Source organism: Bacillus sp. FSL K6-2431 (assembly GCF_038005165.1).
In the GTDB taxonomy this organism is placed as follows: Bacteria; Bacillota; Bacilli; order Bacillales; family Bacillaceae; genus Bacillus; species Bacillus pumilus.
Map to the genome: position 1 here is coordinate 2974571 of NZ_JBBOSQ010000001.1, position 26928 is coordinate 3001498.

At 41.5% G+C, this 26928-nt stretch carries 27 protein-coding genes and 3 pseudogenes; 25 read left to right on the forward strand and 5 right to left on the reverse strand.

Annotation, left to right across the window (positions count from 1 at the left end):
• The first annotated feature begins 11 nt into the window (after positions 1 to 11).
• The gene (locus MHH40_RS14875; protein WP_003213422.1) at positions 12 to 272 is read left to right on the forward strand and encodes a YugE family protein; all 261 of its coding nucleotides are present in this window, start codon (positions 12 to 14) and stop codon (positions 270 to 272) included.
• Here the strand turns inward: MHH40_RS14875 and MHH40_RS14880 are convergent.
• A complete protein-coding gene (locus tag MHH40_RS14880) occupies positions 269 to 1093 on the reverse strand; it encodes an alpha/beta fold hydrolase (RefSeq protein ID WP_137054471.1) in 825 nt (274 codons plus the stop codon). The genes MHH40_RS14875 and MHH40_RS14880 overlap by 4 nt on opposite strands.
• A 174-nt stretch (positions 1094 to 1267) precedes the next feature.
• On the opposite strand from MHH40_RS14880, the gene MHH40_RS14885 reads away from it, so the two are divergent.
• The 3 genes from MHH40_RS14885 to yugI all read left to right on the forward strand — a co-directional run bounded on the left by MHH40_RS14885 (position 1268) and on the right by yugI (position 3553).
• A complete protein-coding gene (locus tag MHH40_RS14885; RefSeq protein ID WP_003213765.1) occupies positions 1268 to 1768 on the forward strand; it encodes an Lrp/AsnC family transcriptional regulator in 501 nt (166 codons plus the stop codon).
• The gene (locus MHH40_RS14890; RefSeq protein WP_003213272.1) at positions 1769 to 2962 is read left to right on the forward strand and encodes an aminotransferase; all 1194 of its coding nucleotides are present in this window, start codon (positions 1769 to 1771) and stop codon (positions 2960 to 2962) included.
• 198 nt (positions 2963 to 3160) lie between these two features.
• Positions 3161 to 3553 (forward strand): S1 domain-containing post-transcriptional regulator GSP13, encoded by a 393-nt coding sequence (yugI, locus tag MHH40_RS14895; RefSeq protein WP_003213420.1) that lies wholly within the window; start codon positions 3161 to 3163, stop codon positions 3551 to 3553.
• A 67-nt stretch (positions 3554 to 3620) separates the two neighbouring features.
• Here yugI and MHH40_RS14900 read toward each other — a convergent pair whose 3' ends face one another.
• A complete protein-coding gene (locus MHH40_RS14900; RefSeq protein WP_003212952.1) occupies positions 3621 to 3857 on the reverse strand; it encodes a DUF378 domain-containing protein in 237 nt (78 codons plus the stop codon).
• A 144-nt stretch (positions 3858 to 4001) separates the two neighbouring features.
• Between MHH40_RS14900 and MHH40_RS14905 the strand changes: the two genes are divergently transcribed.
• The 5 genes from MHH40_RS14905 to MHH40_RS14925 all read left to right on the forward strand — a co-directional run bounded on the left by MHH40_RS14905 (position 4002) and on the right by MHH40_RS14925 (position 8833).
• Positions 4002 to 5165, forward strand: coding sequence for an iron-containing alcohol dehydrogenase (locus MHH40_RS14905; RefSeq protein ID WP_050944032.1), 1164 nt, complete (start codon positions 4002 to 4004; stop codon positions 5163 to 5165).
• Between the two features lie 120 nt (positions 5166 to 5285).
• Entirely contained in the window at positions 5286 to 6458 is a 1173-nt protein-coding gene (locus MHH40_RS14910; protein WP_050944031.1) for an iron-containing alcohol dehydrogenase, read from the forward strand.
• Positions 6459 to 6584: 126 nt separating this feature from the next.
• Positions 6585 to 7940, forward strand: a complete 1356-nt coding sequence (locus tag MHH40_RS14915) for a glucose-6-phosphate isomerase (protein ID WP_012011080.1) — start codon at positions 6585 to 6587, stop codon at positions 7938 to 7940.
• 240 nt (positions 7941 to 8180) lie between these two features.
• Complete coding sequence (locus MHH40_RS14920; RefSeq protein WP_003213169.1) at positions 8181 to 8399, forward strand: spore germination protein; 219 nt, start codon at positions 8181 to 8183, stop codon at positions 8397 to 8399.
• Positions 8400 to 8431: 32 nt separating this feature from the next.
• Entirely contained in the window at positions 8432 to 8833 is a 402-nt protein-coding gene (locus MHH40_RS14925) for a YugN-like family protein (RefSeq protein WP_003212880.1), read from the forward strand.
• On the opposite strand, the gene MHH40_RS14930 is transcribed toward MHH40_RS14925, so the two are convergent.
• Positions 8830 to 9816, reverse strand: coding sequence for a potassium channel family protein (locus MHH40_RS14930; RefSeq protein WP_137054473.1), 987 nt, complete (start codon positions 9814 to 9816; stop codon positions 8830 to 8832). The two genes, MHH40_RS14925 and MHH40_RS14930, sit on opposite strands and share 4 nt — an antisense overlap.
• A 118-nt stretch (positions 9817 to 9934) precedes the next feature.
• Between MHH40_RS14930 and MHH40_RS14935 the strand changes: the two genes are divergently transcribed.
• From MHH40_RS14935 to MHH40_RS14960, 6 genes are all read left to right on the forward strand, one after another.
• Positions 9935 to 10159: a hypothetical protein gene (locus MHH40_RS14935; RefSeq protein ID WP_003213467.1), complete on the forward strand. Its 225-nt coding sequence runs from the start codon at positions 9935 to 9937 to the stop codon at positions 10157 to 10159.
• An 81-nt stretch (positions 10160 to 10240) separates the two neighbouring features.
• Positions 10241 to 10915: a zinc metallopeptidase gene (locus tag MHH40_RS14940; protein ID WP_041816317.1), complete on the forward strand. Its 675-nt coding sequence runs from the start codon at positions 10241 to 10243 to the stop codon at positions 10913 to 10915.
• Between the two features lie 48 nt (positions 10916 to 10963).
• On the forward strand, positions 10964 to 12256 hold the full coding sequence (locus MHH40_RS14945) for a hemolysin family protein (protein WP_284907286.1): 1293 nt from the start codon (positions 10964 to 10966) through the stop codon (positions 12254 to 12256).
• Positions 12257 to 12391: 135 nt separating this feature from the next.
• A complete protein-coding gene (locus MHH40_RS14950) occupies positions 12392 to 12793 on the forward strand; it encodes a secondary thiamine-phosphate synthase enzyme YjbQ (protein ID WP_212045479.1) in 402 nt (133 codons plus the stop codon).
• A 16-nt stretch (positions 12794 to 12809) separates the two neighbouring features.
• Positions 12810 to 13841, forward strand: coding sequence for a nitronate monooxygenase (locus MHH40_RS14955; RefSeq protein ID WP_212045478.1), 1032 nt, complete (start codon positions 12810 to 12812; stop codon positions 13839 to 13841).
• Between the two features lie 24 nt (positions 13842 to 13865).
• Positions 13866 to 14114, forward strand: a complete 249-nt coding sequence (locus MHH40_RS14960) for a hypothetical protein (RefSeq protein WP_050944026.1) — start codon at positions 13866 to 13868, stop codon at positions 14112 to 14114.
• Between the two features lie 21 nt (positions 14115 to 14135).
• Here MHH40_RS14960 and MHH40_RS14965 read toward each other — a convergent pair whose 3' ends face one another.
• Positions 14136 to 14876, reverse strand: coding sequence for a protein-glutamine gamma-glutamyltransferase (locus MHH40_RS14965; RefSeq protein WP_060597195.1), 741 nt, complete (start codon positions 14874 to 14876; stop codon positions 14136 to 14138).
• Between the two features lie 357 nt (positions 14877 to 15233).
• Between MHH40_RS14965 and MHH40_RS18895 the strand changes: the two are divergent.
• From MHH40_RS18895 to MHH40_RS14990, 8 genes and pseudogenes are all read left to right on the forward strand, one after another.
• Positions 15234 to 16082 (forward strand): annotated as a pseudogene (locus tag MHH40_RS18895) (cache domain-containing protein); the annotation flags it as partial.
• Between the two features lie 114 nt (positions 16083 to 16196).
• Entirely contained in the window at positions 16197 to 17024 is an 828-nt protein-coding gene (locus MHH40_RS18900; protein ID WP_371475561.1) for a methyl-accepting chemotaxis protein, read from the forward strand.
• Between the two features lie 282 nt (positions 17025 to 17306).
• Positions 17307 to 18197, forward strand: a pseudogene (locus tag MHH40_RS18905) (cache domain-containing protein); the annotation flags it as partial.
• On the forward strand, positions 18192 to 19142 hold the full coding sequence (locus MHH40_RS18910; RefSeq protein WP_371475563.1) for a methyl-accepting chemotaxis protein: 951 nt from the start codon (positions 18192 to 18194) through the stop codon (positions 19140 to 19142). The pseudogene MHH40_RS18905 and the gene MHH40_RS18910, both read left to right, overlap by 6 nt.
• Before the next feature lie 317 nt (positions 19143 to 19459).
• A pseudogene (locus MHH40_RS18915) lies at positions 19460 to 20356 on the forward strand (HAMP domain-containing protein); the annotation flags it as partial.
• Positions 20348 to 21295 (forward strand): methyl-accepting chemotaxis protein, encoded by a 948-nt coding sequence (locus MHH40_RS18920; protein ID WP_404841090.1) that lies wholly within the window; start codon positions 20348 to 20350, stop codon positions 21293 to 21295. The pseudogene MHH40_RS18915 and the gene MHH40_RS18920, both read left to right, overlap by 9 nt.
• A gap of 165 nt (positions 21296 to 21460) precedes the next feature.
• Positions 21461 to 23449, forward strand: a complete 1989-nt coding sequence (gene tlpB, locus MHH40_RS14985) for a methyl-accepting chemotaxis protein TlpB (RefSeq protein ID WP_050944022.1) — start codon at positions 21461 to 21463, stop codon at positions 23447 to 23449.
• A gap of 90 nt (positions 23450 to 23539) precedes the next feature.
• A complete protein-coding gene (locus tag MHH40_RS14990; protein ID WP_050944021.1) occupies positions 23540 to 24064 on the forward strand; it encodes a type 1 glutamine amidotransferase domain-containing protein in 525 nt (174 codons plus the stop codon).
• Positions 24065 to 24143: 79 nt separating this feature from the next.
• Here the strand turns inward: MHH40_RS14990 and MHH40_RS14995 are convergent, their stop codons facing one another.
• Positions 24144 to 25127: a Gfo/Idh/MocA family protein gene (locus tag MHH40_RS14995; RefSeq protein WP_050944020.1), complete on the reverse strand. Its 984-nt coding sequence runs from the start codon at positions 25125 to 25127 to the stop codon at positions 24144 to 24146.
• 199 nt (positions 25128 to 25326) lie between these two features.
• On the opposite strand from MHH40_RS14995, the gene MHH40_RS15000 reads away from it, so the two are divergent.
• The gene (locus MHH40_RS15000; protein WP_050944019.1) at positions 25327 to 25719 is read left to right on the forward strand and encodes a DoxX family protein; all 393 of its coding nucleotides are present in this window, start codon (positions 25327 to 25329) and stop codon (positions 25717 to 25719) included.
• 65 nt (positions 25720 to 25784) lie between these two features.
• Complete coding sequence (locus tag MHH40_RS15005) at positions 25785 to 26927, forward strand: AI-2E family transporter (protein ID WP_050944018.1); 1143 nt, start codon at positions 25785 to 25787, stop codon at positions 26925 to 26927.
• The last annotated feature ends 1 nt before the right edge of the window (position 26928 follow it).

A 26928-nucleotide genomic window follows, 5' to 3' on the forward strand; every position in this document is an offset into this window, starting at 1 on the left:
CGGTGATACCGATGAAAGATAGTCAAGCTGTAGAAGAGATGATTCAACTCATTAAGGCATGGGACCCTTTTCAATATGGGGAGGACTTTTATGAAACGGAGCCTGCTGACGTCATCAGTGCATTATACGACGCAGAAGACTCTTTATCTTTAGCAAAAGACATTCAAGCCATTTATCATCACTCATTTGAGCAGCTCCTGCCTTTTGAGAGCTGTCAACATATAGCGAATCAGCTTTTCGTCATACGAGACAGCAGCTCCTGCACACGCTAAGACAGGCTGAAATGTCCGATTTGATCAGACACAAAGACCGGATTTTCCTCAGGAACGAGGTGCCCGGTTTTTTTTAATGCGTGCAAGGTCGAGTTTGGCAGATCCTTGTGCAGCCTCTCTCCTATTTGGATGGGAACGATTCGATCTTCCTCACCCCAAATGAGCAGCACGGGTGTCTCCATTTTCTTTAGGACATCCGAGGTCAAATCCCCTTCCCGGTGCCGAATCAAGCGGAAAATCCCTCGGAAAATTTGATCATCAGAAAAAGGCTTTAAATATCCGTCCACCATCTCTTGATCAATGATGGAATGATCATGTACAACAGCCGTTAAATTTTTCATGATGCCTTGCTTCAAGAGCTTTCTTTTAAGATAGAGATAAAAATAAGGAATATATGTGCTGTAAACAACTGATCTCTTTGATTTATTTAAATATCCTGAGCTGCACAAAAGGACCGCCTTTTCAAATAGGTCTGGCCGTTCAGATGTGGCATATAAAGCAATTTGGCCGCCCATCGAATGACCCACAAGAATCGCATGCTGAATCTGTAAGTAACCAGCTAGCTCGATAATGATCTTTGCCATGTTGCGATAGCTGTAAATAAACGTATTCGATTTCTCGGACTGTCCAAATGGCGGCAGATCGATCGCGATTAAATTGAAGTCTTGTTTCAGAAGCGGGATGAGCTTTCGATAGCTGAAGGTAGAAGAGAAAAGACCATGAATTAAGATCAATGTTTTCTTCCCCTGATTTGGATAGTGCTCGTAATAGATGTCTAAACCGAATTTACTTTTCATATAAGCTGGCTGAACAATGTCCATACTCATCACTCCGATACTTGATACTCTCTGTTAGGTGACTGTATTGTACCCTAAAAAGTGGATTTTAAGCTATGGTTAGCATCTTTTCCCTGCTTAGCATAATGGGAAAAACGTGCTATAATGTTCAGAAGATTTTTTAAAACTAGCTTTTTACAATCTGAGGTGTGAAATCAAATGAAACTAACAGAAAAAGAAACTGAAATATTAGAGATTTTAGATGAAAACAGCCGTGCCGATTTAAATACAATTGCAAAAATGGCAGGCGTGACAACAGAAGAAGCAGAAGCGATTATTCAAAAACTTGAAGATCAAAAAGTCATTATTGATTACTCAACCATGATTGACTGGCGTAAAGTAGATGGTCATGAAGGCGTCACAGCCATGATTGATGTCAAAGTGACACCAAAAAGAGGCGTCGGATTTGATGAAATTGCTGAACGTATTTATCGCTTTCAGGAAGTGGAGTCTGTCTATCTCATGTCAGGTGTTTACGATCTATCTGTTGTGATCCGCGGAAGATCTATGTCTGATATTGCCCGCTTCGTGTCTGAAAAATTATCTACACTTGATTCCGTTGTTTCAACAACTACCCACTTTATTTTGAAGAGATATAAACATGATGGGAAAGTGTTTGAAACAGGAGACGATGACAAAAGAATCGTGGTGTCACCTTAAATGAAAAAGTCTTATTTATCTGAAACGGTACAAAGCATTCAGCCGTCAGGTATTCGGAAATTCTTTGATTTGGCAGCCACAATGGAAGGGGTCATTTCCCTTGGTGTCGGCGAGCCAGATTTCGTGACAGCTTGGAATGTCAGAGAAGCAAGTATTATGTCATTAGAACAAGGGCTTACCTCTTATACGGCGAATGCAGGGTTATTATCTTTGCGAAAAGAATTGAGCAACTATTTATATAAGCGGTTTCACATTGACTACAGTCCTGAAGAAGAACTGATTATCACAGTTGGCGGAAGCCAGGCACTTGATTTGGCGTTTCGTGCGATTTTAAACAGCGGGGATGAAGTGATCATTCCAGAGCCTTGTTTCGTAGCATATGGGGCCCTTACGACACTTGCGGGCGGAGTACCTGTTTATTTAAGTACATCGGCTGAAAAAGATTTCAAAGCAGACTCTACGGATCTTCGCACGAAGCTGACGCCTAAGACAAAAGCGATCCTGCTTTGCTCACCGTCAAATCCAACTGGTTCTGTCTATTCAAAGGAAGAGCTTGAAGATATTGCTCAATTTGCAAAAGAGCATGACCTTCTCATTATCACAGATGAGATTTACGCAGAGCTGACGTACGATGAAGCTTTTACAAGCGTTGCGGCAATTCAAGATATGAAGGAAAGAACGATCCTCATTTCAGGCTTTTCAAAAGGGTTTGCTATGACTGGCTGGCGCTTAGGATATGTGGCAGCACCACCTGTACTGCGCGATGCCATGCTGAAAATACACCAATATTCTATGATGTGCGCGCCCTCAATGGCACAATATGCAGCAGAAGAAGCCTTGAAAAATGGGCTTGAAGATGTAGAGAAAATGAAGAAAAGCTACAGAAGGCGGCGAAATTTGTTTGTCGGCTCTTTGAATGAACTGGGGCTCACATGTCACCAGCCAAACGGCGCATTTTACGCTTTCCCGTCCATTAAAACGACGGGCATGACGTCAGAACAATTTGCTGAGGAGCTGCTCCTAAGTGAAAAAGTAGCCGTAGTCCCTGGTAATGTCTTCGGACCGAGTGGTGAAGGTCATATTCGTTGTTCATATGCTTCGTCTCTTGACCATCTTCAGGAATCACTTTCAAGAATCCAGCGCTTTTTGCAGGAACGACAAGTGAAAGAAGAAGCACCTGCCATCATCAAATAAAAAAAGGCATCAATCCATTAGGACTCATGCCTCTCAAATTAGGGGGGAATACTAGAAAGCATTCTTGTTTTCAGGTATTCCCCCTTTTGAACTGATCTAAACCCAATTAAAAAATATTTTGCGTAAAAGACCGTTCTGTGATATAGTTTTTAATTGCGTATAAACGAATATTAAAACATTTATTTAGGAGTTGTTATCATGGCGACAAAGTTTGAAGTAGGCAGTGTTTACACTGGTAAAGTAACAGGATTACAAGCGTATGGTGCGTTTGTTGCATTAGATGAAGAAACTCAAGGACTTGTGCATATTTCTGAAGTAACACATGGTTTCGTAAAAGACATCAACGAGCATCTTTCAATTGGTGACGAAGTTCAAGTGAAAGTTCTTTCTGTTGATGAAAAAGCTGGTAAAATCAGCCTTTCTATCCGTGCTACACAAGAAGCACCTGAAAGAAAAGAAAGCAAACCAAAGAAACAAAGACCACAGCAAGTGAAAGAAGAAGCTGCTACACCACAAGGTTTCAATACACTTAAAGATAAACTTGAAGAGTGGATTGAGCAATCTAACCGTAAAGATTTGATCAAGAAATAAAAAAAGCACCGCTTCAAACGGTGCCTTTGGCTGCCTCGTATAGGCGGCCTTTTTTATGTCTTTTTGTTTAGCGAACCTCTGGATTCGGCTCGTCACGGCGAACAGCTTCTTCGCTTGGCTTGAACAATAGACCAAGGTTAACAAGACCTGCAATTCCAACAAGACCATAAATAATACGTGATAATGCAGAGCCTTGTCCGCCAAAGATCGCTGCTACTAAGTCAAATTGAAAAAAGCCGATTAGTCCCCAGTTAATAGCACCGATAATCGTGAGCACGAGGGCAATACGCTGAATAGCACTCATCGTGATTCCTCCTTTCGCTACAGCATCAATACATTTATATTTTGCAGATTTTTAGCCAAACTATGCGTAAGAAAATGGATTAAAGCAAATTACTTTACTTTTGGAATGATTGAGGCGCATAATGTAGCGCGAGGAGGAGATCAAATGGATCGATTTACTTATTGGAACCCAACGAAATTAATATTTGGAAAGGGAGAAGTTTCAGCCCTTTCAGATGAACTCAAACACTACGGAAAAAACGTATTACTTGTATATGGTGGAGGCAGTATTAAACGAAACGGCCTTTATGACCAAGTTGTCAGCATCCTAAAAGAATCAGGAGCTGCAATCACTGAACTTGCTGGTGTTGAGCCAAACCCGCGCTTAACAACGGTAAGAAAAGGGGTTGAGCTTTGCAAAGAGAACAACGTTGACTTTATTTTGGCAGTTGGCGGCGGCAGTGTTATTGATGCAACGAAAGCGATCGCAGCCGGAGCCAAGTACGATGGAGATGCTTGGGATATCGTGACGCGTAAGCATGTCCCAATGGAAGCAATTCCGTTCGGTACGGTGTTAACCCTTGCTGCAACAGGTTCTGAAATGAACTCTGGATCAGTGATCACAAACTGGGAAACAAATGAGAAATATGGCTGGGGAAGTCCAGCAGTCTTCCCTAAATTCTCTATTCTTGATCCAGTGAACACGTTCACTGTGCCAAAAAACCATACGATTTATGGCATGGTTGATATGATGTCTCACGTGTTCGAACAATATTTCCATCACACGGAAAATACACCTTACCAAGACCGTATGTGTGAAGGGCTTCTTCGTACGGTCATTGAAACAGCTCCGAAGCTGATCAACGATCTTGAGAACTATGAGCTGCGTGAAACGATCTTATTCACTGGTACCATTGCGCTCAATGGTATGCTGTCAATGGGAGCACGCGGTGACTGGGCATCTCACAACATCGAGCATGCGGTATCTGCTATCTATGATATCCCTCATGCAGGCGGACTTGCGATCTTGTTCCCGAACTGGATGAAGCATGTCATTCAGGAAAACCCAGGCCGCTTTAAACAATTAGCGGTACGCGTATTCGATGTGGATCCTGCGGGCAAAACAGACGAAGAAGTAGGCTTAGAAGGAATCGACAAATTGTCAGCTTTCTGGACAAGTCTTGGCGCACCGAACCGTTTAGCGGACTATGATATCAACGATGAGAAAATTGATTTAATCGCAGATCGTGCAATGGCACGCGGTGAATTTGGTCAATTTAAAAAGCTAAACAAAGAAGATGTTCTAGCTATTTTGAATGCTTCTTTATAATCAAACAATGAAAAGATAATTGCTTTCGAGCAGTTATCTTTTTTGAGTTCGACGTGTACATATGTTAAAGTAGTCTTTCATGTTTTTGGATATATACGCTGTAAGGAGATGTATCAACAGATGGAAAATTTTATTTATTATAATCCAACGAAATTAATGTTTGGAAAAGGACAACTAGACGGACTAAAAAGCGAACTCGCTCGTTATGGAAAACGAGTGTTACTTGTATATGGTGGAGGCAGCATTAAGAAAAATGGTCTTTATGATAATGTGATCAGCGCGTTAAATGAAGCAGAAGCTGACGTATTTGAGCTGTCAGGTGTTGAACCAAACCCGCGCCTCACCACAGTGAAAAAAGGAATCGACATCTGCCAAAATGAAAAAATTGATTTCCTATTAGCTGTTGGCGGCGGCAGTGTGATCGACTGTACAAAAGCGATTGCAGCCGGAGCGGAATATGACGGAGATGTGTGGGACATTATCTCAAAGAAAACAACCGCTCAAAAAGCATTGCCGTTTGGCACAGTGCTCACACTTGCGGCAACTGGTTCAGAAATGAATCCAGACTCTGTCATCACAAACTGGGAAACAAATGAAAAATATGTGTGGGGCAGTTCAGTCACTCATCCTGCTTTTTCAATTTTAGACCCTGAGCATACTTATTCAGTGCCAGAAAACCAGACGGTGTACGGCATGGTCGATATGATGAGCCACGTCTTCGAGCAATACTTCCATAATGTGAAAAACACGCCTTTACAGGATCGAATGTGTTTTGCTGTTCTTCAAACAGTCATTGAGACAGCACCAAAACTGCTTGAAGACTTACAAAACTATGAGCACCGTGAAACGATCCTTTACGCAGGAACGATCGCTTTAAATGGAACGCTGCAAATGGGTTACTTTGGCGACTGGGCGTCCCATACGATTGAGCATGCAGTATCGGCTGTCTATGACATTCCGCATGCAGGCGGACTTGCGATCCTCTTCCCAAATTGGATGCGTCATACACTCGATCACAATGTGGATCGCTTTAAAAATCTAATGCTAAACATGTTTGACATCGAGACAGAGGGAAAATCTGATCGTGATATCGCATTAGAAGGAATCGACAAGCTGTCAGCCTTCTGGACAAGCCTCGGTGCACCAAGCCGTCTAGCAGATTATGACATTGGTGAAGATCAGCTGGACAAAATTGCCGACATTGCGGCGAAAGAAATGGAATACGGTGGTTTTGGTAACTTTATGAAACTTGATCGTGATGACATTCTTTCTATTTTGAAAGCTTCTTTATAATCCTTCGTGCCGTTTCTCTCTATGAGAAACGGCTTTTTGCTATGGGAGTGACGATCACTTGATTTCAATAGCTAGTTCCGCTAAAGTGAAAGGGATAGAACTAACGTAATGGAGGGCTTACAAGCGATGACACATATTCAATTTGACTACTCAAAAGCGTTACCTTTCTTTCAAGAGCATGAGCTTACATATTTAAAAGATTTTGTGAAGGTGGCCCATCATAATATTCATGAACAAACGGGTACAGGCAGTGATTATTTAGGCTGGGTTGACTTGCCGAAGCAATATGATCGCGAAGAATTTGCCCGCATTAAAAAAAGTGCAGATAAAATTAAGTCAGACTCTGATGTCTTACTTGTTGTCGGAATCGGCGGTTCATATCTCGGCGCACGTGCGGCGATTGAATTTTTGAACCACTCTTTCTATAACACGCTGCCAAAAGGCAAACGCAAGACGCCGCAAATCATCTTTATTGGAAACAACATCAGTTCTTCTTATTTAACTGATGTGATGGATCTATTGGAAGATGCAGATTTCTCTATTAACGTCATTTCAAAATCTGGTACAACAACAGAGCCAGCGATTGCGTTCCGCATCTTTAAAAAGCTCCTCATTGAAAAATACGGTGCCGAAGAAGCGAAAAAACGTATTTATGCAACAACGGACAAGGCACGCGGTGCATTGAAAACATTAGCAACAGAAGAAGGCTACGAATCATTTATCATCCCTGATGATGTAGGTGGACGTTATTCAGTCTTAACAGCAGTGGGTCTATTGCCAATCGCTGTGAGCGGTGCAGACATTGATCAGATGATGGAAGGTGCGGCAAAAGCAAGCGAAGACTTCGCTTCATCTGAGCTTTCTGAGAATGCGGCATACCAATATGCTGTCGTCCGTAATGTCCTTTACAATAAAGGCAGAACGATTGAAATGCTGATTAACTATGAGCCAGGATTGCAATACTTTGCAGAATGGTGGAAACAATTATTCGGTGAAAGTGAAGGGAAAGATGAAAAAGGAATCTACCCTTCATCTGCGAACTTCTCAACAGATCTTCATTCACTTGGTCAATATGTTCAAGAAGGAAGAAGAGACTTGTTTGAAACAATCGTTAATGTAGACAAGCCTCGTCATGAGCTTGTCATCGAAGCAGAAGAACAAGACCTTGATGGCTTGAACTATCTAGCAGGAAAAACGGTTGATTTCGTTAATAAAAAAGCATTTGAAGGAACGATGCTTGCTCATACAGATGGAAAAGTACCGAATTTGATCGTTACAATTCCTGAGATGGATGCTTATACATTCGGATATCTCGTTTACTTCTTTGAGAAAGCATGCGCGATGTCTGGATATCTACTAGGCGTCAATCCATTTGACCAGCCTGGCGTAGAAGCTTATAAAGTGAATATGTTTGCTTTATTAGGAAAACCAGGCTTCGAAGAGAAAAAAGCCGAGCTTGAAAGCCGCCTGAAACAATCGTAAGAATGAAAAGCACACCTTTCAGCGTGATAGAAAACCTTTGAAGTCTAGGAAGGGCGAGCACTGGCGCGGAGCGAATTTAACATTCGTGAGCACCAAGCGCGCAGACCTGACAACGAATGCAAGGGTTTGTCTACACGCTGAGCACACCTTTGAAGGGTGTGCCTTTTTTATTTTCGCACGGTTCCTGTGCAAGCCTCCTTACGCTCTGTACATAGAATAATGAGTAGAGGAGGGTGAAACATGAGAACGAATCATATTTACATTCACGATATTTCTGGCCAGGCAATCGTCAACTTTGGCAATGTCGGACGCATTTGTCCTATGAGTGCTACGAAGGAAACATCAGGGTCCGGCAGTGCGAACGAGACGAATCAATCATCCAATCAAAGCTTATTTGATGCCACTTTTTCAAACAATGTACAAATCACGAGAGATAGATGTATGAATTCCTCTCTTTAACGAAACCTATTAGACAAAAAGGAGGGTTTCGTATGATTCATGTACCATCCAGGCTGACTGGTGAAAGCTTTTCACTTTACCATTTAGAAGAGACGATGAAGCCGCTCGGCTATGTCATTAATGGTAACTGGGATTACGATCACGGATACTTTGATTATAAAATTGATAATCGTGATGGCTATACCTTTCTCAGAGTTCCTTTTACAGCCGAAAAGGGCCAGCTGGATCAGCCAGGCGTTGTGGTGAAACTGGGAGATCCATTTCTCTTAAAGCATGTCTATCAAGATAAGTTAGATGATCATGCGATGGTTGGAAATGTGGGAGCATCCTTTAACCAATTCCAAGAACCAAAAGAGAAAGATGGAGATGTATCAAAAGCTTATACTGAGATTGGCTTTTCGCTCGTCAAGGAATTAGAAGACGCACTGCTTTAAAGGCTGATCAGTTCATCCTCAGGATGAAGCTCATAATCAAAGGGAGGATTCATCATGGGTCCTTCTTTTTTTTGTACACCGACAATGATCACATGATGCTCTAAAAAATGATGGAGCGCTGTTAAGAATGTTTCTCCGGCTAACGAAGCTGGAACCGGTATGATGGTGATCTGTTTATGCAAGGTCATATGACGTTTTTTCTTTAACGCTTTGAACTGTTCCTTTAAAAGAAAATGCTCGACCATTAAATGATTGACTGCATCAGAGGTATGAATGACTTGATTGGCGCCAGCCCGCTCGGCATTTTTCACGTAACGATCTGTTAAAATTTCAATTAAACAGTAGAGTGAAGGGTTTAATCCTTTTGCTGCAAGTAATGTTAAAACACTCTGCATATCAGCTGTCACTTCATTCTCGTGCTGATCTGCGGTAATCATCAGTGCATCTGCACCTGAAATATTGGCTTTACGAAGTGTGCCATCTTCGGTGCCATGCCCTTTAATAAAATGAACATTCTCTAGAAGCGGCCCTTCCTTCAAGGAATCATCAATTAGAACAATCGGCATAGCTGGATCAATCGTTTGAAACGATTGAAGCAGTTTGTTCGTTTTTTCATTCCAGCCGACGATAATGAGATGTCCTTTTCCTTTAAACGCGACCTTCCCTTCTACATAATGGTGCTGCTTGCTGAACACAGCGGCAGCGAGTGTGGCAAAATAAGCCGTGACAAAGCTTGCCCCGATCAGAATCAGCGCCATACCTGCGATTTGCCCGGGCATGGTTTGCGGCACAAAATCACCGTAGCCGACCGTCGCGACTGTAATGAGAGCCCACCAGATCCCATCAAAGATCGTATGATACTGCTTCGGTTCAAGCAAGACGATTAATTGTCCAAAAAAAAGAAGCAAGAAACAGATGATGATGGCAATGCGAATATACAGTGGCCACCTTAGCCAAGCGATAAAGATACGGTTTGATTTCATCGGACTCTTCCTTTCAGGAGACTGCTAATGTCAGTATGCCCGATTGAGGAAACATTTTTTCATCTTCGTCATGTAGATCCCATATCTTAAAATAAGAGAGAAGAAGGAGGGAATGCGAATGTCGTTCGTTCAAAAGACCGTACTTCTTTTTATCGGCGCTCACTTTTTATCATCAGCTATGATCTTACTTGTGTTTGACTTAAATGCGGTGAATCATTTTATGAATGATTTTTCATGGCTGCACTTTTTTCAAAACCTATACGGAACGGTGACCTTTTATACAGCATGCTTAGGTGTGTTCTTCTTTTTCATTGGCGTAGTGATCCCCCTTAAAAAGACCTAGTGCTTTTTTCTGTACACGTTACATAAAAGTCATTAAAATTGTAAATAAATATATAAAATAAAAAGGAAGCTGATGAGCATGCTGTTTTTTTATTTTTTAACTTTTGCCGCATTGGGATTATCATTTTGGGCACAATTTAAAGTAAAGAATAATTTTGAAAAGTATTCAAAGGTTGAAGCATCCAGTATGAAAACAGGTGCGGAAACCGCTCGACATATTTTAGATCGCAACGGGTTATACGACGTGCCTGTTGAACCGGTAAGAGGAACTTTGACTGATCATTACGACCCGACGCAGCGTGTGGTTCGCTTATCTGAACCTGTGTACTACGGCCACTCCATTTCAGCCATTTCAGTCGCATCACACGAGGTTGGACATGCCTTGCAGCATCAGGAATCCTATGGTGCGCTTGTCTTGAGACATAAGATCTTTCCTGTCGTGAACTTTGCATCTGGTGTTGCCCCGCTTCTTTTCCTTGGTGGAATCTTACTTGGCAGCCTTAACTTAATCGGGCTTGGGATCATTTTGTTCTCAGCGGCTGTGTTCTTTCAGCTTGTGACATTGCCTGTCGAGTTTAATGCAAGTTCTCGTGCGAAAGATATCATTGTTTCAGAAGGAATCATTAGAAGCAGTGAAGAAAGAGGCGTGAACAAGGTGTTAAATGCTGCCGCTCTTACGTACGTCGCAGCAGCCCTTGTCTCCTTGTTTGAATTGCTCCGTTTTGTAATGATCTTCCTAAATGGCCGTAATGATTAATTGATGCCAGAGGAGGTGAGCCCTTACCGTTGTTAGGTAAGGGTTTTTTTGTATATTTTAAACGTATTTTTAGTCATATTACTCATTGCTGCGACAGCGTTTTTTGTTGTCACTGAATTTGCGATTGTGAAAATTAGAGGCTCTAAAATCAATCAGCTGATTGAAAGCGGTGATAAGAGAGCCATTCACGTACAAAAGCTCATATCAAATCTCGATGAATATTTATCCGCCTGTCAACTCGGTATTACCATTACCGCTTTAGGCTTAGGGTGGCTGGGCGAGCCGACGGTGGAGCATTTTCTGCATCCACTGTTTGAGGAGTTGGGGCTTCATTCCGCATTAACCGACATCCTATCGTTTATCATCGCATTTGTGATCATTACGTTTTTACATGTCGTTGTGGGAGAACTGGCGCCTAAAACGATTGCCATTCAAAAGGCAGAGGCGGTCAGCCTTGTGACAGCAAAGCCACTCATCTTTTTCTATAGAGTCATGTACCCGTTTATTAAAGCATTAAATGGATCTGCGCGAGGCATTGTGAAATTATTCGGTTTTCATTCTGTCAAAGAACATGAAGTGGCGATCAGTGAGGAAGAATTGCGTCTCATTTTATCTGAAAGCTATGAAAAGGGTGAGATTAACCAGTCTGAGTACAAATATGTGAATAAAATTTTTGAATTTGATAACCGAGTGGCGAGAGAGATCATGATTCCTCGTACAGAAATTTCAGCCATAGAGATTGAACAGACGCTTGAAGATGTGACGCATTATATGCTGAACGAAAGATACACACGCTACCCCGTCATTAAAGAAGACAAAGATCATGTGATTGGTGTCATCAATAGCAAAGATGTGTTTAAGGCGAGCTTCCTGAATCAAGATGTGACGATTGAAGACTTAATGCGTCCAGTGATTCGGGTGATTGAAAGTACTCCTGTTCAAGAATTGCTCATTTTGATGCAAAAGGAGCGAATTCATATGTCTGTGCTCGTAGACGAATATGGAGGAACAGCCGGGCTTGTTACAGTAGAGGACATATTAGAGGAAATCGTGGGCGAAATTCGAGATGAATATGATCAGGATGAAACACCTCATATCGTCAAAAAAGGTGACTTCCACTATGTAATGGATGGGAAAGCCTTGATTGATGAAGTAAATGATTTATTGGATTTAGCCATTGAGAATGATGATGTTGATACAATTGCTGGCTGGATGATGACACATAAATTTGATATTGAGATTGGAGATACGATTGAAGCAGAAGGCTGTGAATTTACCATCATAGATGCAGAAGACCATCATATTCGGACCATTGACATCAAAAAGGTCCACTTTTCCTAAAAACCTCGTAACACTTGACGAGGTTTTTTTACTTGGTAAACTTTAGGTGAGATAATGCCTTCTACCGATAAACAGTGATTGACTTCACATAAAAAGGGTATGGTTTGATAGAAATCACAAAAAGGAGCCTCTCATATGAAAAAAATTAATGTACAAACAAATAGACGCGATGAGATGATCGACGTGACGAATGAGGTCCATCAATATATCAAGGAAACAGGTATTCAAAACGGAACCGTCATTGTCTACTGTCCTCATACGACAGCAGGGATGACCATTAATGAAAATGCGGACCCAGATGTGAAACGAGATATGCTCCGCCGGCTTGACGAAGTCTTTCCGTGGGAACATCCGAAGGACCGCCATATGGAAGGAAATACAGCCGCACATATGAAAGCAAGCTTTATGGGTGCTACGCAGCATATTCTCATTAATCATGGTGATCCTGTCCTTGGCACATGGCAGGGAATTTATTTCTGTGAGTTTGACGGGCCGAGACATCGCCATTTTTATATACAGGTATCATCAAACGAGTAAGAGATGGGGGAAATAAATGGGGGATATCACGAAATTACTGCAAATCAAATATGGTATTATTCAAGCGCCAATGGCAGGAGGTGCCGTGACACCTCAGCTGGCAGCCGCTGTTTCGCAATGCGGAGGACTTGGCAGTTTGGCAAGTGGATATGTGCAACCTGACCATTTGAGGCAGCAGATCAGACAGGTCAAACAACTGACAACTCGCCTGTTTCAGGTCAATGTATTTGTACCAGAGCCAATTCCTGAAGTCAAAAAAGAGGATGTGGCATTTTGGGAGAAGAGACTGCCAGCACGACCAGTAGCCGATAGACTGCCGAGCGAAGAGGAATTGTGGAATGATTTTGAACAGAAAATCAACATTCTTTTGGATGAGGACGTACCGGTCGTTTCCTTTACCTTCGCTTGTCCAAACGAACAAACGATACATCGCTTAAAACAAAAGGGGATCTTTTTAATTGGAACCGCCACAACAAAAGAGGAAGCACTGCTTTTAGAGGAAAAGGGGATGGATGCCATTGTTCTGCAAGGAAGTGAAGCAGGGGGTCACCGAGGTACCTTTTTACCTGCAAAAGGAGATGCCCTGATGGGACTCTTTAGCCTGATCTCTGACGTCAAGCCGCTCTGTCATGTGCCATTGATCGCCGCAGGCGGGATTACAGATCGAGCAGGTGTGGAAGCCGCTCTAGCACTTGGAGCGGATGCGGTGCAAATCGGCACACGATTTTTAGCCAGTCAGGAAAGTGCTGCGGCAGACATATACAAAAAGGCGATTTTACAGGCAGCAAGCAGTGAAACAAAGATCACGAAGCTTTTTTCTGGAAAAAGAGCAAGAGGTATTGTGAATCAGTGGATGGAGGAAGAAAGACAGAATGAAGATAGGGTTCTTCCTTATCCGGTTCAGCATGTATGGACGACACCGATGCGAAAAGCAGCTGCGGCGGCGGGAAACCCTGATCAAATGGCTCTTTGGGCAGGACAGGGCGTTGGCCGTATTCACTCGATTTTAACCGTTGAGGAGATCATGTATGAACTGACGCACATATAAAATCATGTTGGGTGGTGTGAAAGGGTGGACATCTTAAAACATTCATACCGAAAAAAAGGCCAAATTGAATTTTGGTTTGATGAATTTCCGCACTCTCCTGCCGTCCTTACGCCCATTCGTCATTACTATTTTGTTCGTTATGTAAAATGGAGCCGGCACGATCCGCCGGTCACAAGAAAAGACTTAGAAAAAATGGAGCTCCTTGCGAACACGATGCTTGGCACGCTGCAAGATTATCGAAAGCGCAAGGCATATAAAAGCCCCTTGTCATAACCACTAGACAAGAGGCTTTTTTTAGCTGCCGAACATTTGCCTGAGATAAATCACATCCATCCGGGTGGTCTGCGGCAATAGATAAGCAGATTGAACAGCACCTGGCCGCCTTCTCTTATTCAATTTGTCGATAATTTCTGCCGCTGTTAAAATCCCAAGTCCATGTCCGTAATATTGATCTTCTCCTAAGTAAATCACATTTTCCCCGCGCCACTGTGACTGCTGATAGCTAAATTCTGGATTCTCGAAATATAAGCAATCCCCATAGATAAAGTCATTCCCGCGCTCTGTATAAATCGACAATGTATCATAATGCCAGTCATACAGAGTTAGACTGCGAAGCCTTCGGTTAAACTTCTCGTCTCCTACCGTTTGCAAGACGCCCATATAAAACACGATGACAATGGCGGTGGCACATTCAAATGCATATTGTGAGCCATTTTCAAAAATGTCTTTAATGCCTCTAGATGGTTCGACTTGATAGCGCAGCTCTAGTGCTCCTGCTTCAGATACGCGCCAAAAGGCGTCATTTGCACGAGACTTTTGAAAGATGGCAAATGAGGCACCACTTTTATGCAAATCTCTTGCAGCATTCATAATGTTCGATCTCAATGTAACCTCAAATAACAAATCAGATGCTTGCCTATAGCGGAACGTATCATTTGAGGCTTGTAACTGCATCAAAATGATCCGCTTTTGTCCCTCTAGCTGAAATGAAGCCAGCTGCTCATTTGTCACTGGCTGTCCTGAAAGGATAATCATATGAAAAGCGCCCCCTTTTGTATTAGCGTATGCAGGGTGCTTGGGCAAGGAATCAATTTGTGTAAATAAACAAAAAAGCATCCTTTTTATTTGAAAAACATGAAAATAATATGAAGCTGTCCGATATATAACATATCGTTTAAAAGGAGGAAAAACATGAAAAATGCAATAAAATGGTTGAAAAAACCATCGATTTCTAAGAGACTGATTATTTCATTCACTCTCGTCCTTGTCTTGCCAATTATTACACTCAGTACGATTTCATATCAGATTGCCAAAGAAGAATTAGATCATGAAATCATGTACGGAGCAAAAGCAAGAGTCAATGAACTGAATGACATGATCCAGCAAAAGCTGATGAATAAGGAAAACGCAGTAAAACTCTTTACTGAAACAGCTACTGCTGCAGACTTTAAAAAGAACAACCAGGACAAGCTGTATGAGCATTTTGAGATATACAGCAAAATCAATGAAGATGATGTGGTTGGGTTTTATGCAGCAAGTAAAAAGCGTGACTTCATTCAGTTTCCTAAAGTAGATATGCCAAAAGGCTATGATCCAACAACGCGCGATTGGTATCAACTAGCTATGCAGGATGAGAGTGGTAATCCAGTTGTCACCAATCCATACATTTCTGCCACAACAAACGGCATGGTTGTCACGATTGCCCAGCGCCTGAAGGATGGGGCGGGAGTGATCGGAATCGACATTGATGTACAAGACATTGTCGATAAAATAAAAGAGATTAAAATTGGACGAGAAGGATACCCAATTATTGCGAATAAAAACAAGCAAATTGTGGCCCATCTAGAAGAAAAATCAGGATCTAAGGTTACTGAAAATATTTCATCAATCCTTTACAGCGGAAAAGAAGGAACATCAACTTATGAGAATAAAGGAGAACAAAAACGCCTCGTTTTTGTGACAAATGATTTAACAGGTTGGAAAATTGCTGGAACGATGTTTGTATCAGAAACAGAAGAAGCAGCACAGCCAGTTTGGAATTCTGCCATTATTCTTTTAATTTCTTCCTTTATCCTTGGCGGTATTGCGATCTTCTTTATCGTTCGCTCCATCACAATTGGACTTCGAAAGCTTGTTGATTTCTCAGAAAAGGTGAGTGATGGTGATTTAACCGAAACCCTTGAAACCAAATCGAAGGATGAAATTGGAGATCTCACAAGAAGCTTTAGCAAAATGAGTGAATCCCTTCGTGACGTCATTCGAGCGGTACAGCAATCTGTCGACAATGTGGCTTCCGCTTCCGAGGAGCTGACGGCAAGTGCCAGCCAAACAAGTCAAGCAACTGAGCATATCACGATGTCGATTGAACAATTTTCAAATGGAAATGAAGCACAAAACGAGAAAGTCGAATCTAGTACGAATCAGCTTGTGGCAATGAATGAAGGATTACAAGGCATGTCACAAACGTCATCAGAAGTGGCTACTGTCTCACTTCAATCGACAGAGGCAGCTGGTCAAGGCGGCCGAATAGTTGAAAGCACAGCGAGCCAAATGAAACATATTGATACATCTGTACAAGAAGCAGAACAAGTCATGAAGCAATTAGAATATAAGTCTAAAGATATTACGAGCATTTTAAATGTCATTAACGGCATTGCAGATCAAACGAATCTTCTTGCGTTAAATGCAGCCATCGAAGCAGCAAGAGCAGGCGAATCAGGACGCGGCTTCTCTGTCGTGGCAGAAGAAGTGAGAAAATTGGCTGTCCAATCGGCAGACTCAGCGAAAGAAATAGAAAAGCTCATTCAAGAAATTGTGTTAGAAATTGCTAAATCTCAAGATATGTTCAAAACGGTCAATCGAGAAGTACATGCAGGACTTGGTATGACAGAAGAAGCAAAAGAAAGCTTCCAGAACATTTATGAGGCGGCAGAAGGAATGTCGAAAAAACTGACGCAATTAAACGATACAGCCATTGATCTATCGAGCGGTTCGAAGCTAGTTTCACAAGCTATGCAGGAGATGCGTCAAGTCTCTAGAGAAAGTGCTGCAAACATTCAGGACATTGCGGCTTCTGCTGAAGAGCAACTGGCATCTATGGAAGAAATATCATCTTCTTCAGTGACACTTTCTAACATGGCAGAGGAACTAAAAGAGCTCACAAGTCAATTTAAAATTGATTAAATAATGATGAAAAAATACCCAGAATTGTCTGGGTATTTTTTTTATATTTTAAACATCGTTTTCAGCCTGTAAAAATAAACCTTTCATCCGATAATAACTTTAGAGAAGTAAAGGGGGAAAGAGAAAATGGGGAAAATGATTCAATGGTTAAAAAAACCATCCATTTCAAAAAAATTAATTATTGCCTTTTTGGTAGTCCTTATCCTGCCAACCACTGCACTGACAATTAGTGCGTTTTTTACATCAAAGACAGAGCTAGACAAACAGATTATGGGCAGTGCGATGAGTCAAGTCAATGCATTTGATACTTTAATCAATGAGAATATAGGAAACAAAGCAGATGCTGTGGCTCTGTTTACAGACTCACTCAAAGCGTCTAATCTTCAAGAAAAAAATAGAAATGCGACCATCAAAGAATTGCAGCAATTTGGAAAAATTAATGAAAAAGATGTTTCTGCTATCTATGCAGGCTCCGAAAAGGGATTGTTTATGCAATATCCAGTTCAAAAGATGCCTGATGGCTACGATCCAAGAGAGCGTCCATGGTATCAAGAAGCGCTCAATGCAGAGAACGGTAAACAAGTCATCACAAAACCATACGTAGCAGCCTCCACAGGCAAAATGGTCATCACGATTACTCAAAAAATGAAAGATGGGTCAGGTGTTATTGGACTTGATATGGAAATTGACACCCTGATTCAAAAGTTAAAAGAAATCAAAATTGGGCAAAAAGGCTATGCCTTCATCATGGAGAAAGATAAAACAGTTTTAGCAGATCCGACCCAAAAGCCAGGAAGTCAGGTCAATGAGAATCTAGCAAATATTATTTATCAAAACAAAGAAGGAAACGGCAGCTACACACTCAAAGGAATAGATAAAAAGGTTGCGTATGTGACCAACGAATTAACCGGCTGGAAAATCGGTGGAACGATGCTCGTATCAGAAGTAGAAGATGCAGCAAAGCCCGTTTTCAATACAGCCCTTATTGTGTTCAGTGTGACACTTATCGTAGCAGGTACCCTCATCTTCTTTATCGTCCGCTCTATATCTAAAAGATTATCCAACCTTGCCCGCTTCTCGAAAAAAGTCAGCGAAGGTGATTTGCGCGATAAGCTTCAGATCCAATCAGATGACGAAATTGGCCAAGTTGGGAAAGGCTTTAATACAATGATTGACTCATTAAGAACCCTCATTGGTGCCGTCCAAACCTCAGTCGAAAATGTCGCTTCTTCATCAGAAGAACTGACCGCCAGCGCAGGGCAAACAAGTAAAGCAACAGAGCATATTACACTAGCCATTGAACAATTTTCCAATGGAAATGAAAGTCAAAATGACAAAGTCGAATCCAGCTCAGAAGAGTTAGATGAAATGAACCGTGGCCTTCAGCACATGAATGAGTCGGCTGAATCCATTACTGCTTCATCGATCAAATCAACAGATATCGCAGGGGAAGGCGGACAGCTTGTCGAAAAAACCGCTTCTCAAATGAATGTCATTGATCAGTCCGTGAAAAAAGCAGAGAATGTCATCAGCGCTCTTGAAAGTAAATCAAAAGACATTACACAAATTCTAGGTGTCATCAATGGTATCGCCGACCAAACGAATCTACTTGCGCTAAATGCAGCAATTGAGGCAGCAAGAGCTGGGGAATCTGGCAGAGGCTTCTCCGTTGTAGCAGAAGAAGTAAGAAAACTGGCTGTTCAATCAGCCAATTCGGCGAAAGAAATCGAGAATTTGATTAAAGAAATCGTTCAAGACATCGATGTATCACAGGAAGTATTCACTGCAGTGAATCGAGAAGTTCAATCAGGCCTAAGCTTCACTGAACAAACAAGAGTCAGCTTCCACAATATTTTCGAAATGACAAAGGAAATTTCTGACCAGCTTCAAACCATGAATCAAACAGTTGTCCAGCTTTCAAATGGCTCTGCACATGTGTCAGAGGCTGTCCGTGAGATTGCAGACGTCTCACGTGAAAGCTCCGCAAACATTCAAGACATTGCGGCTTCAGCGGAAGAACAGCTCGCATCTATGGAAGAAATCAGCTCCTCCTCTGCTACGCTTTCATCAATGGCAGAAGAATTGCGTGATTTGATCAGCAAATTTAAAGTCGAATAGACAAAAAGAAAAGAGCCCTTCAGTTAAAGGGCTCTTTTTCAATCGAATAAATCAAAAGAAATAGGTAAATTTACTCATTTTAATTAGATTTCGAACATTACCCCTTGAAAAATAATTCATATTACCTAAGAATAGAAGGGAAATACCACAAATCATAATTCAAAAGGAGTAGAGTCATGAAAAAAATCAACTTTTTTAAGCATTTTACAATGTCCAAGAAATTAATTACTGCATTCTTAGCGATTCTCCTAGTGCCAATTCTCGTATTGGCAGCATTTTCTTATGAAGTGGCATCAAAGTCTCTCAATAATGAGATTATGTCTAGTGCTGCAAATGGTGTTCAGCAATTAAACGAACTCATTAATAAAGATGTACAGCCTAAAATTGATATCGTTTCTTATTTATCGAAATCGGTGAAAAAGAGTGAATTGACTTCTAAAAATAAGGATTTACTCAAGGTGAAATTAAAGCAATTATCGGAAACAGACGAAGATGTTGTGGAAGTATTCATTGCAGATCAAAATGGTAAACTAACCGAATATTCCGAGATTCATAAAGGTAGTGAAGCGAGTGCAAAAAACGAACCGTGGTTTCAACAATCGATGAGAGATGAGAAACTCATCATTTCAGATCCTTTTGCCGACAAGTCATCAGATGACCTGCTCATCAGAATATCAGAACAGCTAGCAGATGGTTCTGGTGTGATTGGAATCAATGTGCGCTTGAACACGATCGTGAAAGATACAAACAGCATCAAAATAGGCAAAGAAGGCTATGCGTTTGTCGCGACTTCAGATCAGCATTATATTGCCCATAAAACAGACAAGCCTGGGGCGAAATTGACAGGTGATTTCATCACGAAATTGTATGCTAAAAAACAAGGCAGTTTCAAATATGAATACAATGGACAGCCGAAGCAAATGTTCTTTGACACAAATGAAGCAACAGGCTGGAAGCTTGCTGGAACCATGTATGTGGACGAAGTCAAAGAAGCTGCACAGCCAGTGCTCGACTTAACAATGATCATACTGGCAGTTGCGATTGCCATAGGCGGAATCGCGATTTATTTTATTATTAAATCGATCCGAAAGCCACTGATAGCGCTCTCTGAATCGGCTGAGAAAATCAGTCAGGGTGATCTGACCCAGCACATTGAAGTTCGTACGCACGATGAAATCGGCAAGCTTGCGCAGAGCTTTAACGAGATGTCAGCTAAGCTGAAACAAGTCATTCAAGCTGTTCAAAATTCCATCGAAAATGTGGCCGCCTCTTCTGAAGAATTAACAGCAAGTGCGGGACAGACCGCTCAAGCGACTGAGCATATCACATCATCTATTGAACAGTTCTCAAACAGCAATGAACATCAAAATGATATGATCGAAAAAAGCTCAGTCCAGTTGAACGAAATGGATCGCAGCTTATCCCATATGGTCGATACGACCTCTCATATGATGGAATCGTCGATTGATTCAAGCAAAACGGCTCAGGCCGGTGGAGAGCTTGTTCAAAAAACAGCAGGGCAAATGCAAACCATCGAGCAGGCAGTGAAAGAAGCAGAGCTTGTGATTCAAGGCTTAGAGCAGAAATCAAAAGATATTACGAACATTCTGGGTGTCATTAACGGCATTGCCGACCAGACCAATCTCCTAGCTTTAAATGCTGCGATAGAAGCCGCTCGGGCAGGAGAAGCAGGCAGAGGTTTCTCTGTTGTTGCAGAAGAAGTTCGTAAGCTGGCAGAGCAATCCGGAAGCTCTTCAAAGGAAATTGAAAGCTTGACGAACGAGATTGTAGAGGAAATTAAAAAATCACAGAACATGTTTAAACAAGTAGCAGGTGAAGTACAATCTGGATTAAACATTACAGATGAAACGAAAATCAGCTTTGAGAAAATTACCGATAAAACATCAGAAATGACAGAACAAATGAAACAAATGAACGGAACGGCTAAAGAACTCTCGCATGGCTCAAATGATATTTCACATGCGGTGAATCAAATTAAAGAGCTTTCACGAGAAAGCTCCGCAGGCTTCCAAGATATCGCAGCATCCGCAGAAGAACAGCTGGCATCTATGGAAGAGATCAGTTCCTCCTCTGCTACGTTATCTCAGATGGCAGAAGAGCTAAGAGAGCTCATTAAACAATTTAAAATATAAGAATATAGGGAAGCACCTGACGTTTTGGCGTCAGGTGTTTTTTCCATTCAATACATATAATTTGGGTATTTTGGTCTTATTTAGACTTTAATAAGTTAAAAAAGTAAAGAACATAGTAGTACTTCCGATATATATACTATCTTACGAAAAGGAGTTTTCTTTTTTATGAAATTCATACAGTATTTCAGGAAGCCATCTATTTCAAAAAAGCTCGTATTCTCTTTCTTATTTATTCTCTTATGCCCAATCATTGTGTTGGCATTCTCTTCATATCATACGGCGAGTACTTCTTTGAATGATCAAATTATGCAAAGTGCAAAGGAGAACGTCGAGCAGCTAGATAAAAATATTACGAAGGTTGTGAAAGTGAAAACAGACGCAGCCGATTTCTTTAGCAAATGGATCACGGAGAAAAAGCTTAAGCAAAAAGGCACGACAGATATTCAAGGACGGTTTGAGCAGTTCATGAGTATGAATGATGACACAGAAGGCATTTTTGTCGCTTCAAGTGATGGCAAAGTGTTTTCAAGATATCCTAATAAAAAAATGCCTGCTGACTATGTCGCAACGGAGCGGGATTGGTATAAAGACGGCTGGGAGAAAAACGGAGAGCTGTCTGTTTCAGCACCGTATCCAACAGCTTCTACAGGTACGCTTGTGGTCACCATCTCTAAAAAGTTAGAAGACGGATCAGGAGTCATTGCAATGAACCTAGACATTGCGAATCTAGTAAAAGAATCAAATAGCATAAACATTGGGAAACAAGGCTATGCCTTTATCGGAAGTCCGGATCGTACCTTTGTTGCCCATCCTACGAAAAAAGCGGGAACAAAATTATCTGGTGAATGGCTAGAAAAGCTTTATTCACAAGATGAAGGTTCTATGAGTTATATGTTTGAAGGAAAAGAAAAGCAAATGGAATTCACCACAAACAAAGCGACTGGCTGGAAAATTGTCGGTACGATGTTTGTGACAGAAGTAGAAGAAGCTGCACAGCCAGTCTTTAACATGGCCGCTATCATTTTAGCTGGCGCGCTCATCATTGGCGGGATTCTGATCTTCTTGATCATCCGTTCCATTACAAAACCACTATCTATACTTGTCTCTTCTTCAAAGAAAATCAGTGAGGGAGATTTAACAGAAAAAATTGATGTCCGGTCAAAAGATGAAATTGGACAGCTAGGCACAAGCTTTAATGAAATGAGTGAATCATTAAGAGATGTCATCCAAGCTGTACAAACATCTGTAGAAAACGTGGCTTCTTCATCTGAAGAACTGACAGCAAGCGCAGGTCAAACAACAAAAGCAACCGAACATATTACATCATCTATTGAAACATTCTCAAACGGCAACGAAAATCAAAGCGAAATGGTGGAGCAAAGTGCGGCTCATTTAAAACAAATGAATGAAGGTCTGAACGAGGTCGCAGAAACATCTGATGTCATCGCAGCATCATCTATTCAATCAAGAACAGTCGCGGAATCAGGCGGGCAGCTTGTGGAGCAAACCGTTGGCCAAATGAAGACGATCGACCATTCAGTGAAAGAAGCTGAAGGGGTGATCAACGGGCTAGAGCATAAATCAAAAGACATCACAAACATCCTAGGCGTGATTAACGGCATTGCGGATCAAACGAATTTACTTGCACTCAATGCAGCTATTGAAGCAGCACGTGCAGGTGAGTCAGGCAGAGGCTTCTCTGTTGTCGCAGAGGAAGTACGTAAACTTGCAGTTCAATCATCAGATTCAGCAAAAGAGATTGAAAAGCTTGTGAAAGAAATTGTATCTGAAATCGAAACATCTCAAAATATGTTCAAATCAGTGAATGAAGAAGTGAAGAATGGTCTTTCCATTACAGATCAAACGAAAGAAAGCTTCTCACAAATTAATCAGCAAACAGCGGAAATCGCTACAAGAATGAATGAAATGAATACAACAGTACGCGAGCTTTCAAAAGGATCTGAGCAAATTTCTAAAGCAGTGAATGAAATTGCAGATGTATCACGAGAGAGTTCAGCAAGTATCCAAGATATCGCTGCATCTGCTGAAGAGCAGCTTGCTTCTATGGAAGAGATTAGTTCTTCCTCTACGACTCTTTCCCAAATGGCGGAAGAATTACGTGATTTAATTAAAAAATTCAAGATCAGTGAATAAGATCAAGTGGTTCTCCTCAAGGGGAACCGCTTTTCTTTTTAAGCGGTCATCTCGTACAATAGAGGAAATTGAAAGAATAGGAGAGATGTTATGCGTTTATCAAATAAGAAGGTCATTGCGTTTGTCAGTGATGATTTTGAAGATTTAGAGCTATGGTATCCGGTTCTGCGTTTAAGAGAGGAGGGCGCAACCGTCCATCTCGTAGGAGAAAAAGCAGATCATGAGTACCTCGGCAAGTATGGTGTGCCTGCCGTATCCGATGCAGATTTTTATTCCATTCAAGCGGATGAATATGATGCTGTGCTCGTCCCAGGCGGATGGGCGCCCGATAAACTGCGTCGTTATCCAGAAGTATTAGACATTGTCCGTACGTTTGATGAAAAGGCGAAACCAATCGGACAAATTTGCCATGCTGGCTGGGTGCTCATTTCAGCAGGCATCCTGCAAGGCAAAAAAGTAACGAGCACACCTGGTATTAAAGATGATATGACAAATGCTGGAGCAGACTGGTTTGATGAAGCAGTCGTCACAGATGGTCATCTCGTCTCGAGCAGACGTCCACCGGATCTTCCTCCCTATGTGAAAGCATTTGCGGATGTATTAGCGGCAACATAAACTATTGATCCAAAATAAAAAAAGGGCGAATTTGCACATCATGTTCGCCCTTTGTTCATCATTTCATGCCCCATTCATTTTATCTATCGGCAGGAAACCTCACGCCCATTTGTTTTCTCGCCTCGTCCATGACGGACATGGTTTGAACAGATAAGGCAAATGTATTGACCGGAGACTGCCTCATTCCTTGCTGAATACACTCAATAAAATGACAGATTTCATAATACATGGCTGGCTGATCATCTTTGAGAGAGATGTCGGTATGGTGTCCTTGCCGATCATGGATTGTGATATGCGAAGGACGGTGGAACTGATCAATCACCATCGTCGCATCCTCTCCTTGAATTTCCGCAGATAAATGAGACGTTGAAATTTTAGAATGAAAAAGGAGTGCTTGATGCTCGTCATATTGTAAAAGGACAGAGCCGCTCCCATCTACACCAGAAGAAAGCTTATAGCCTCTCGCGGTGATTTGATTCGGCAGACCAAATAAATAGAGCGCCGGGTAGACGAGATACACACCGATATCCATTAAAGAACCATTGGATAATTCAGGCTTAAACGCATTTGGAATCTCGCCATTTCGGTAGGCATCGTATCTTGAGGAATATTTACAGTAATGAGCGACCACTTGCCGAATGGGTCCAAGCTGATCAAGGTGCTGTTTGATTTGAAGGAAGTTGGGCAGAAATGTCGTTTTCATCGCTTCCATCAAACACACTTGATGTTTCTTCGCTGCAGCAATCATTTCTTCTACTTCTTTTCGGTGAGAGGCAAATGGTTTTTCGCATAATACGTGCTTTTGGTGCTCCATCATCAACATGGCCTGCTCTTTATGAAGGGCATTTGGACTCGCAATATATACGGCATCAAACGCATCACTTTCTGCCATTTGATGTAAGTTCGTAAAAACTGTATCAATACCGTATTTTTCGGCAAATGCCTGGCCTTTTTCAGCGGACCGTGAATAGACGGCTGTACATGTAAAATCAGCTACTCCTTCACCGGCCTGTAAGAATCGATCTGTAATCCAGTTCGTTCCGATGACAGCAAATCGAATCATGTCGTTCCCTCCTTCTACTTTCTCTGATTATACATCCTTTGAAAGCGTTTGTATGAAAGAACATTCTTTTTATTGAAAAGCGGATGAAACCTTTATATAGGCTGATGCGTCTTACATAAAGGATATAAATGTACGAAAAGGGGTAGTTTCTTCCTTCATTCGGGTAATACTCTGATAGAAGGGAGAGGAGGAAACGACCATGAAGCGCGTCCTGCATATAGGAAGTACATACGTCTTTGCGCTTTTATTCATAGCAGCCGGTATTTTTCATGTGATAGAGCCGAGTGGCTTTGCCCGTATGATGCCAGGCTGGCCATTTCCATATGGTATGGTCTATGCGACGGCATGCCTAGAATGGCTGCTTGCTGTCTTGCTGCTTTTGCCAAATGTCAGGATCGCAGCAGCAAAAATCATTGCTGTCTATCTTGTCCTCATTTTCCCTGCAAACTTATTTGCTGCACGAGAGGGAATTCCATTTCCAGGTCAAGAAAGCACAGAGCAGTCTTTGCTATGGATAAGACTGATAGGACAGCCCATTCTGATTGTATGGGTGATGTCCATTGCGAAATGGGAAAAAAAGCTGAAACAATGACCACCATATCATGATCAGGTAGTGTACAATTTATTCATAAAATAGCCCGAGTTTGGAGGAACGATATGAATTCTATGCAAATGTGGAGCAGTCGATTTAGAAAATTTTTTCTTGATAACAAGTTTGTTCTCTTTTTACTCGTCCTGCTATTAATTGGATTGAATATCCTTGTTTTCATGAAAACATCCTTTATTTTCACACCGCTCATTGTACTCGTCAAAACCATCGCCTTACCGATTATTTTAACGGGGGTCGTGTATTATTTATTAAATCCAATTGTCAATTTGTTAGAGAAGTTTAGAGTCAAACGGATCTTTTCGATTTTGCTTTTATATATTGTCATTATTGGCATTATTACAGTGACGATTGTGTCTATTATTCCGTTTTTACAAGCGCAAATGATGAGTCTGTTTCATAACCTTCCGAAATATGTTGATACGGTAGAAGATCAGATTAGACAACTAACGGGAAGCAACTTCATTAATCAAGCGCAAAAAGCGATGAATTTTAACGTTTCTGAATTGGTGAGCAAAGCGTCAAGTCAAGCGACGAAAATTTTGGAAAGTACCTTTACCGGAGTGGGGACATTCCTAGGGGCGCTTACTGAAGTCATCATTTCAATCGTGACCGTTCCGTTCATTCTGTTTTATTTATTAAAAGACGGCAAAAAATTGCCTGACTATTTCCTGAAATTTATTCCGAATAAGTTTAGAGAACATACACATATCGTGCTTCACGAAATGAACCATCGCCTGAGCTCTTATATTCTCGGCCAGATCATTGTCAGCTTCTGTATCGGTTTTCTTCTCTTAATTGGATACATGATTATCGGGTTAGACTATGCCTTACTGCTGGCCATCATTGCTGCTTGTACAAGTATCGTGCCTTACCTTGGTCCAACGATTGCCATTACACCAGCGATTGTGATTGCCCTTGTCACGTCACCAATTATGCTGTTAAAATTGATCATTGTTTGGACGGTTGTCCAGCTGATTGAAGGGAAATTCATTTCTCCACAGGTTATGGGGAAAAATCTTCACATCCATCCAATCACCATCATTTTTGTTCTTTTAACAGCAGGTAAACTGTTCAGCGTGGTCGGCATCATTGTCGCTATTCCGACGTACGCCGTGCTGAAAGTCATCACGACTCACTTATTTGATTGGTTTAAAATGCGATCCAATTTGTATAAAGAAGAAAAGGTTTGAT